General features: G+C 69.1%; 9 protein-coding genes. 5 read left to right on the top strand and 4 right to left on the bottom strand.

The features are described 5' to 3' along the window. Positions 1 to 132: 132 nt before the first annotated feature. Complete coding sequence (locus V7D28_RS11050) at positions 133 to 504, bottom strand: NtrZ family periplasmic regulatory protein (RefSeq protein WP_333587438.1); 372 nt, start codon at positions 502 to 504, stop codon at positions 133 to 135. Positions 505 to 770: 266 nt separating this feature from the next. Here V7D28_RS11050 and V7D28_RS11045 point away from each other — a divergent pair, with 266 nt between their 5' ends. The 5 genes from V7D28_RS11045 (at position 771) to V7D28_RS11025 (ending at position 5915) form a co-directional block, all read left to right on the top strand. Continuing rightward, entirely contained in the window at positions 771 to 1244 is a 474-nt protein-coding gene (locus V7D28_RS11045) for a DUF3576 domain-containing protein (protein ID WP_333587437.1), read from the top strand. A 123-nt stretch (positions 1245 to 1367) separates the two neighbouring features. Then, positions 1368 to 3962, top strand: a complete 2595-nt coding sequence (gene leuS / locus V7D28_RS11040; protein ID WP_333587436.1) for a leucine--tRNA ligase — start codon at positions 1368 to 1370, stop codon at positions 3960 to 3962. A 1-nt stretch (position 3963) separates the two neighbouring features. After that, the gene (lptE, locus tag V7D28_RS11035; protein WP_333587435.1) at positions 3964 to 4464 is read left to right on the top strand and encodes an LPS assembly lipoprotein LptE; all 501 of its coding nucleotides are present in this window, start codon (positions 3964 to 3966) and stop codon (positions 4462 to 4464) included. Positions 4465 to 4478: 14 nt separating this feature from the next. Continuing rightward, complete coding sequence (gene holA, locus V7D28_RS11030; RefSeq protein WP_333587434.1) at positions 4479 to 5531, top strand: DNA polymerase III subunit delta; 1053 nt, start codon at positions 4479 to 4481, stop codon at positions 5529 to 5531. Between the two features lie 93 nt (positions 5532 to 5624). After that, positions 5625 to 5915, top strand: coding sequence for a hypothetical protein (locus tag V7D28_RS11025; RefSeq protein ID WP_333587433.1), 291 nt, complete (start codon positions 5625 to 5627; stop codon positions 5913 to 5915). Here the strand turns inward: V7D28_RS11025 and V7D28_RS11020 are convergent. The 3 genes from V7D28_RS11020 to V7D28_RS11010 all read right to left on the bottom strand — a co-directional run. Further along, positions 5896 to 6987 (bottom strand): serine hydrolase domain-containing protein, encoded by a 1092-nt coding sequence (locus V7D28_RS11020; RefSeq protein ID WP_333587432.1) that lies wholly within the window; start codon positions 6985 to 6987, stop codon positions 5896 to 5898. The two genes, V7D28_RS11025 and V7D28_RS11020, sit on opposite strands and share 20 nt — an antisense overlap. 48 nt (positions 6988 to 7035) lie before the next feature. Next, positions 7036 to 8163, bottom strand: a complete 1128-nt coding sequence (locus V7D28_RS11015) for a ferritin-like domain-containing protein (RefSeq protein WP_333587431.1) — start codon at positions 8161 to 8163, stop codon at positions 7036 to 7038. 189 nt (positions 8164 to 8352) lie between these two features. Further along, on the bottom strand, positions 8353 to 9357 hold a 1005-nt coding region (locus tag V7D28_RS11010; RefSeq protein WP_333587430.1), incomplete at its 5' end, for a ferritin-like domain-containing protein.

Below are 9357 nucleotides of genomic sequence, written 5' to 3'. Positions count from 1 at the left end.
GGGGGGGCCAGTCTATGGGCTTGGGGGGATCAACGAAAAAAGCGCCCGGAGGCTGCTGGCCACGGGCGCTGCGGGTCTGGCGGCGGTGGAAGGCCTGGCGCCCGGCGCGTGAGCAGCGCGGCGCCCGAAACCTCAGAACTTTAGAGCCGTCTCCAGGCGGACCCGGGGGGTCGCGTCCGTGGGCTGGGTCTTCTTGAAGGCAGGCTCTTCCTTCTCGCCCAGGGCGACGGCGCCGCCGACGCGAAGGCTCGGCGTCACGCTGAAGAAGGCGCCGGCCTGCACGTCGTTCAGCTGCACATCCCGGCCGGTGGGCTGATCCAGATCCAGGGTCACGCCCCAACGGCCGTTCTGCAGGCCCCACTTCAGGGTCTTGCCACCCTGAGGCATGGCCTCGCTGCGGACGGTGAAATCCATGCCCTTGGGCTTGGCGGTCTGGGCGTGCGCAAAGGTCGACCCGAAAAGAGCCGCCGCACCCACGATAAGAGCCACCGTCCGTTTGGACATTTTCACCGTCTAAGGGCCCCCTGCGCCCCGCAACCGCCACCAGATCGTCCGGTCGCGGCCGTTGTCTCGATTAGAGGCCCCGCGGCGCGCGGGTCAACCGGCGGGTCCCAGACTCTCGCCCTGTGGGAAAATATGGCTGCTTTATGTGGCGCCAGGGCCACGTGATTCCTGTTTGGCGCCTGCAATCGGGTTGTTATAGAGGGCCGGGCGCGGGGCGGCGCCGTGGCGCTGCTGCGCGGCGGTTTTCTCACTGGAGGCGGAGTCATATGGCGTTTGTGCGCGGAGCTCGGATTCGCAAGATCTCTGCCAGCGTCCTGGCCCTGAGCCTGGTCACCCTGTCGGCCTGCGCCTCGCGCGGCGAGGGAACGGGCCTGTTTGGACGGGGCGGCGGCGAGCGCAGCTCCCAGGCCGCGGCCATTTCGGTCAACGGCTATCTCTGGCGCGCCAGCCTGGATGCGCTGGCCTTCATGCCGCTGACCTCGGCCGACCCCTATGGCGGCATCATTCTCACCGACTGGTACACCAGCCCCGAGACGCCCAACGAGCGGTTCAAGGCCACGGTCTACATCCTGGATTCCCGCCTGCGGGCCGACGGGCTGAACGTCTCCCTGTTCAAGCAGGTGCGCGGCGCCGACGGTCAGTGGACCGACGCGGCCCCCTCGCCCCAGACCGAGCTGGACCTGGAGAACGCCATCCTGACCCGGGCCCGTCAGCTTCGACTTTCCAATATCGGGGGCTGATCGCCCCGGGGCGCGTTCTGCCGGGAGATCGTCGAACGCGCCGTCCCTGCCGCGGCCGGCGCGAAGGCTCTTTCTGCGCGTCGGTCTCCACCGTTGACGACGAGACCGTGAAGGCTGCCGAACATGGCGCGCTACAATCCCAAGGATGTCGAACCCAAGTGGCGTGAGGCCTGGACTGAGGCCGATGTCTTCCGGGCCGAGATCAAGCCCGGCCAGCCGAAATACTATGTGCTGGAGATGTTCCCCTACCCGTCGGGCCGGCTGCACATGGGCCATGTGCGCAACTATGCGCTCGGCGACGTGGTGGCGCGGTTCAAGCGCGCCCGCGGCTTCAATGTGCTGCACCCCATGGGCTGGGACGCGTTCGGCCTGCCCGCCGAGAACGCGGCCATGGAGCGCGGCGTCGACCCCCGGGCCTGGACCTATGACAACATCGCCCGCATGCGGGACGAGCTGAAACAGCTGGGCCTGTCCATCGACTGGAGCCGGGAATTCGCCACCTGCGACGTGGAGTATTACGGCAAGCAACAGGCCTGGTTCCTCGATCTCTATGCCCGCGGCCTGGTCTATCGCCGGGAAGGGGTGGTGAACTGGGATCCGGTGGACCAGACCGTCCTGGCCAATGAGCAGGTGGTGGACGGCCGCGGCTGGCGTTCCGGGGCGGTGGTGGAAAAGCGCAAGTTGAACCAGTGGTTCCTGCGCATCACCGACTATGCCGACGATCTGATCGAAGGGCTGAAGACCCTGGACCGCTGGCCCGAAAAGGTCCGGCTGATGCAGGAGAACTGGATCGGCCGCTCCCAGGGGCTGAAGTTCCGCTTCCCCTGGTCGGGCGCCGCGCCGGCCGGCTTCGAGGACGGCCTGCCCGTCTACACCACCCGTCCCGACACCCTGTTCGGGGCGAGCTTCGTGGGCGTGGCCCCGGACCACCCGCTGGCCGAGCAGTTGGCGGCCGCCGATCCCAAGGTGGCGGCCTTCATCGCCGAATGCCGCAAGGGCGGGGCCAGCGAGGCCGAGATCGAGACCGCCGAGAAGATCGGCTACGACACCGGCCTGTTCGTCAGCCATCCCTTCGACCCGGACTGGAAGCTGCCGGTCTGGATCGCGAACTTCATCCTCATGGACTATGGCACGGGCGCCATCTTCGCCTGCCCGGCCCATGACCAGCGCGACCTGGACTTCGCGCGGAAATACGCCCTGCCGGTCAAGCCGGTGGTCCTGCCGCCGGGCGCCGATCCCGGCACGGTCGAGGTGGGGGCCGAGGCCTATACCGGGCCGGGGACCATCTTCAATTCGCAGTTCCTGGACGGGCTGGACGTGGCCGCGGCCAAGGCCGCCGCCGTGGCCCGGGTCGAGGCCCTCGGCCTGGGGGAAGGCGCCACCGTCTATCGCCTGCGCGACTGGGGGGTGGCCCGCCAGCGCGGCTGGGGCTGCCCGGTGCCGGTGATCCATTGCGAGGCGTGCGGCGTCGTGCCGGTGCCCAAGGACCAGCTGCCCGTGGCCCTGCCCGACGACCTGGAATTCGGCAAGCCGGGCAATGCGCTGGACCGCCATCCCACCTGGAAGCATGTGGACTGCCCCGCCTGCGGCCGGCCCGCCCGGCGGGAGACCGACACCCTCGACACCTTCGTCGACTCCTCCTGGTACTTCGCCCGCTTCACCGATCCGGACGCCGAGGCGGCGGTGAACAAGGCCGCAGCCGACTACTGGATGCCGGTGGATCAGTATGTGGGCGGCATCGAGCACGCCGTCCTGCACCTGCTCTATGCCCGCTTCGTCAACCGGGCCCTGGCCGATGAGGGCATGCTGTCGGTCAAGGAGCCCTTCGCCGGCCTGTTCACCCAGGGCATGGTCACCCACGAGACCTATCGCCGCCAGTCCGGGGAATGGGTGGAGCCCGGCGCCGTGGAGATCGAGACCACCGGCGCCGCCCGCCGCGCGGTGATGATCGACACCGGCGAGCCGGTGATCATCGGCGACGTCGAGAAGATGTCGAAGTCCAAGAAGAACACCGTGGCCCCGGAGGAGATCTTCGAGGTCTACGGGGTGGACGCCGCGCGCCTGTTCGTCCTGTCGGACAGTCCGCCGGAGCGGGACACCCAGTGGTCCAATGCGGGCGTCGAGGGCGCCTGGCGCTTCGTCAACCGGGTCTGGAGCGAGTTCGACAGCCAGCCGCCGGACGCGTCGGTCCCTGAACCCGCCGCCGCCGCGACCGACGAGGGGGCGCAGAGCCTGCTGCGCGCCGCCCACCGCCTGGTGAAGGCCATGACCGAGGCGGTGGACGACTTCCGCTTCAATTCCGGCATCGCGCGGCTCTACGAGTTCCTGAATGTCCTCAAGGCCCATCCGGCCGAGGCCGCCAGCCCCGCCGTGCTGGCGGCCCGGGCCGAGGCGCTGTCCATCTTCGCCCGCCTGATCGCCCCGTTCACCCCGCACCTGGCCGAGGAGTGCTGGATGCGGATCGGCGGCCAGGGGCTGGTGGCGCTGGCCCCCTGGCCGGCCTTCGATCCGGCCCTGGCCGAGGACGCCGTCAAGGTCCTGCCCGTGCAGGTGAATGGCAAGCGCCGCGGCGAGATTAGCGCCCCGGCCGGCGCCGAGCCCGCCGATGTGGAGAAGATGGTGCTTGACGATCCGGAGATCGCAAGGCGCCTTGAGGGCCTGACCATCCGCAAGGTGATCGTGGTCAAGGACCGCATCGTCAACATCGTGGCCAACTGACATGTCGCGCTTGCGCCCCCTAGCCGCCCTCGCCCTCGGCCTCGCCGCCCTGGCGCTCAGCGCCTGCGGCTTCCGGCCCCTCTATGCCGAGCCCGGCGTGACGCCTGGCCTGTCGGCCATCGATGTGACCGCGCCGGGGGGCCGGGTGGGCTATCTGGTGGGCGAGGCCCTGACGGACGGCCTTGGCCGCGGAACCGCCCCGGCGGCCTGGCGGCTGGACCTGGACCTGGCCGAACAGCGCTTCCCCCGGGGTCTGCGAGTGGACAATGTAGCCACCCGCTATGAGTATGTGCTCACTGCCGCCTACACCCTGCGGGCGACGGCCACCGGCGCGCCGGCCAAGACCGGCCGGGTGCGGGTGGAGCTGACCTACGATTCCGCCGACCAGCCCTATGCCTCGGTGGCCGCCCAGCAGGACGCCCAGGAACGGGCCGCCGCCGAGGCCGCCCGCCGCATCCAGCTCGATCTCGCCGCCTGGTTCGCCGACCAGGCGCGACCCTGACGGGCTCGGCCGGCATGATCCTCAGCCGGCGGCCGGATATCGAACGCTTTCTGGCCCGGCCCGACCCGGCCATGCGCTGCGCCGTGATCTACGGGCGCGACATCGGCGTGGTGCGCGAGCGGGCCGCCGCCCTGGCGGCCAAGGTGGTGGAGCGGCCCGACGACCCCTTCGACGTGGCCTTGCTCACCGACGGCGACCTGGACGGGGACGCCGGGCGGCTGGAGAACGAACTGGCCTCCCAGTCGCTCATGGGCGGGCGGCGGCTCGTGCGGCTGAAGCTCGCCAGCGAAAAGGCCAGCCTGGACAAGCTGGCGGCCGAGGCCCTCAAGGCCCATGCCGAGGGCGCCTATAATCCCGACGCCTTCTTCCTGGTGGAGGCCGGCGCGCTGGGCCGCGATTCCACCTTGCGGAAGGTCGCCGAGAAGGCCGCGGCCTGCGCGGTCATCCCCTGTTATGAGGACGAGCCCGGCGACATGGCCCGGCTGGTGCGCGAGGCCCTGGGGGCCGAAGGGGTGGGGCTGAACGCCGACGCGCTCGCCCTGTTCGTCGCCCGCCTGCCCAAGGACCGCGGCGTGGCCCGCCGGGAGATCGAGCGCCTGGTGCTCTATCTGGGACCAGGCTCCGGCGTCACCGCGGGACCCAAGGACCTGGAAGACTTCCTGGGGGTGGAGCCCGAGGCATCCCTGGCCGATGCGGCCTCCGACGCCTTCGGGGGACGCATCGCCGAGGCGCAGGCCGCCCTGCGCCGGGCCGCCGCCGAGGGCGAGAGCGGGCCAGCCGCCGTGCGCGCGCTCGGCCAGCATCTGCAACGCCTGCGTCGTACCCAGACCCTGGTGCGCAACGGCGCCGGCGCCGCCGAGGCCGCCAAGGCCTCCGGGGTTTTCTGGAAGAATGAGCGGGAGTTCCTGCGCCAGCTGCGGGCCTGGAACCTGGAGGTGCTGGACGCCGTCCAGCCCGAGGTCCTGGCCGCCGACCGGGCCTGCAAGACCGCCGGCAGTCCCGACCGCCTCATCGCCGAGCGTCTGGCCCTGACCATCGCCGCCCGCGCCCGGCGCATGGGGCTTTAGAAGCGTGTTCCGACCGTTGGGCGGCGGCGGCGTCTTGTTCCCGCCACAGGCCTTTGGCAGTCTCTGCGCCACATCCTAAGCAAGGACGCGCCCATGCCCTTCCCGTCTCTTCGTCCTCTGGCCCTGGCGACCCTGATGGCGGCCGGGCTGGCCGCCACGGCGGCCCAGGCCAATCCCGCCGCCGACAAGTGCGCCGCCGGCCTCTCAGCCGAGGGGCAGCTCATGCACCGCACTGTGGCGCCCCATGTGAAGGCCGACTCCGACATCGAGAAGCTCATGCGCAGCCACCTGCGCGGGCTGGTGATGAGCGGCAAGCTGAAGCTCAAGACCGCCGAGGCCAACGGCCAGGCGGTGGGCCGCTGCCTCAGCCTTCTGAAGGGCTGAGGTCTTGCGCCGATCCGTCGCCCCGCAGGGCGGCGGGTACGAGGCCTTCATCCAGCAGGCGGTGGAGATCGGCCACATGGCTCTCCTCCCGCGGCCGCGGGCTGGCGTCTGAGGTCATGACCACGGTCAGGTTCAGGCTCGGCACGACGAACAGCATCTGGCCGCCATAACCCCAGGCGAAATAGGTCTCCTGGCCGGCCGAGGTCTTGCGGAACCAGCCATACCCATAGTCGTGGCCGCTCCAGGGCGAGCGGGTGCGGGGCCGCCAGCTCTCGGCCACCCAGCCTTCGGGCAGGATGCGGCGGCCTTCCATCACCCCGTCGAGACGGTAGAGCTCGCCGAACCGCACCAGGTCGCGGGGCGACATCAGCATGTCATTGCCGCCGAAATAGATCCCTTGAGGGTCCCGCGGCCAGGGCGGCAGGGTGACCCCCAGGGGCTCGGCCAGCCAGGCCTGCGCCAGCTCATGGGTGCTGCGCCCGGCGGCCCGCGTGAGCACCGCCGACATCAGGTGCGAGGTTCCAGTGGAATAGATCATCCGCCCGCCCGGGGCGTCGTCGAAGGGGCGGGCCAGCGCATGGCGCACCCAGTTGGGACTGGTCACCCAGGCCCCGTAATACTGGCCCGAGGTCCGCCCCAGCCCCGCCTGCATGGACAGGAGATGGCCGACCTCGATCGCCTCCAGGCGGGGATCGCCGCCGGCCGGCAGATCGGCCCTCAGGACCGGGGCGATCTTCTGATCGACCCCGCTCAGCACCCCCTCGCCGATGGCCACCCCGGCCAGGGCCGCCAGCACCGACTTGGACGCCGACTTGATGTTCACCGGCCGGTCCAGGGGCGGGCCGCCCAGGCGGTGCTCGGCCAGGATCTCCCCGTCGCGGGCCACGATCAGGCTGTGCAGATTGGGCAGGTCCCGGGCGCGGGCCAGGGTCTGGTCCATCAGGACCGGGTCGAGGCCGGTGGTGGGGCGCGGCTGGGCGGCGGCCTGGCCGCCCACGGGATCAGGGGCGCAGGCGGCGAGGACGAGCCCGGCCAGCGTCGCCGCCAGCCGGGGAGAAAGCAGATTGACCATGCCTCAGAACCTGGGCGCCGCGACCCTGCGGCGCCAGACCCCGCGCCATTATTCGGCGGCCAGGGTCACCGGCCGGGCCTGATCCTGGAAGTTGATGGCCTGGAGATAGCGGATGCCGTCCTCGGCGATGTCGTCGCCCACCATGCGGTCGCCCTCGCTGGCCAGTTCGTCCATGTCCACATAGGCGGCATAGAAGGGCCGGGTCCGCTCGGTGATCAGGCCGGCGTTCAGCAGGGTCTTCACCAGCACCCGGAAGATGTTGGTCTCACCGGTGAACTTGCGGTTGGGGTCGCGGTCCTTGCGGCGCTGGAGGATGTCGGCCACCACCCGTTCCGGGTCCAGGCCGAAGCGGCCGTAGATCTCCGCCTGCTGGCGCGGGTCGCCCCGGTCGAACAGCAGCTTCTGGGCGCAGTGGGCGGTCCAGTCCTCCATGATGTTCCGCTCCGCCTCGGTGAGGTGGGGCACGGTGCGGTCGGCCCAGATCTTCCCGAACTTGTGGTGGAAGGCCTCGTCGGTCATCACCAGCTGGAACAGCTTGCGGGCCAGGGGGTCGCGGTTGTTGCGGTAGCCGTTGGCGAAGGCGCCCATAGCCAGGCCCTCCACCAGCATCTGCATGCCGACCACCTTCTTATAGACCTCCGGCGCCTCGATGATCTCCACCAGCAGGGACTTCAGCGCCGCCCCGCACTCGGTGGGCCGGCCCCAGCGGGCCTTGATATACTTGGCGAAGGCCGTGACGTGGCGGGCCTCTTCGCGGGTCTGGTTGGCCGCATACTCCTGGGCGCCCTGGTCATAGAGCACGTGACAGAGGCTGGCCGACAGGTTCAGGGCGCCCTGCTCCCCATGCAGGATGGACGAGAAGTTGCGCAGCTGCATGTAGTTGATGAAGGCGACCCTCTCCTTGGGGTCCTTCAGGGTCTCGGCGATATAGGGGAGCTTCAGCAGGGGCTGCTGGGCCTCATCGATCATGGGCTCGTTTTCCATGTCGAAGGGCTCGTCGAAGTCGATGTACTTCGGATCCAGCGGATCCCAGAAATGGTCGTGGGTGGCCGAGATGATCTTGTCGAACGCCGTGGAGCGGGCGTTGTAGCGGTCCAGTTGCAGCATGGACTCGAAGTCGTCCGGCGCCACGGCCCCGTACATGACGTCCTTGGTGATATTGCCGTCCGCGGCCATGGTCATCCTCCCTTGGCGCCCGTCTGCCGCAGGCGCTCGTCTGACCCCAGGCTCGACGGGTGAACATTGTTCGTCAAAGGGATTCGGGGGCGGGCGACGCGAGCTCGAAGCACGCAGAGCCCTGGCGGCCCAAAAGAAAAGGGGCGGGCCCGAAGACCCGCCCCCTCATCCTCGATCGACGCTCGCCGCCTACTCGGCCGCGATGGTCACGGGCTTGAGCGCCCGGTCCTTGAAGTTGATCGCCTGGAGATAGACGATGCCCTCCTCGGCGATGTCGTCGCCCACCATGCGGTCGCCCTCGGACTTCAGCTCGTCCATGTCCACATACATGCCGTAGAAGGCCTTGGTGCGGTCGGTGATGATGCCGGCGTTCAGCAGGGTCTTGATCAACACCCGGAAGATGTTGGTCGATTCCTTCATGTCCTCGCGGCGGGCCTCGTCGGTGGCCAGCTTCTGGATCTCCTCGAGCACCTTGTCGGGATCGAGGCCGAACTCCTCATAGAGGTCGCGCTGCTCGCTGGGGGAGACCAGGTTGAACAGCAACACCTGGAAGCAGTGGGCCGCCCAGTCCTCGATGATCTCGTGTTCCTGCTGGGTCAGCTTGGGGATGGTCCGGTCGGCCCAGATCTTCCCGAACTTGTGGTGGAAGGCCTCGTCGGTCATGACCAGCTGCATCAGCTTGCGGCCAAGGGGGTCGTTCAGCTTCTGATAGAAGGTGGCGAAGGCGCCCATGGCCAGGCCCTCCACCAGCATCTGCATGCCGATGATCTTCTTATAGACCTCCGGGCTGCCGATGATGTCCACCAGCAGGGTCTGGAGGACCTTGGAGCATTCCACCGGCCGGCCCCAGCGGGCCTTGATGTACTTGGCGAAGGCCGTGACGTGGCGGGCCTCTTCGCGGGTCTGGTTGGCGGCGTATTCCTGGGCGCCCTGGTCATAGAGCACATGGCAGAGGCTGGCCGACAGGTTCAGCGCGCCCTGCTCCCCGTGCAGGATGGAGGAGAAGGACCGCAGCAGGGACTTGTTCACGAACTGGGCCCGCAGGCTCGGATCGCTGAGGTGGTTGCGGACATAGTCGGTCTGCAGGGCGACGTTCAGCTCCTCCGGCACCAGGGGCTGGTTGTCCATGTCCCAGGGCTCGTCGAAGTCGATGTACTTCTTGTCGAGCGGATCCCAGAAATGGTCGTGGGTGGC

It is taken from the genome of Phenylobacterium sp. (assembly GCF_036723115.1).
Lineage (GTDB): Bacteria > Pseudomonadota > Alphaproteobacteria > Caulobacterales > Caulobacteraceae > Phenylobacterium.
This window is presented reverse-complemented; position numbering and strand designations above follow the sequence as displayed.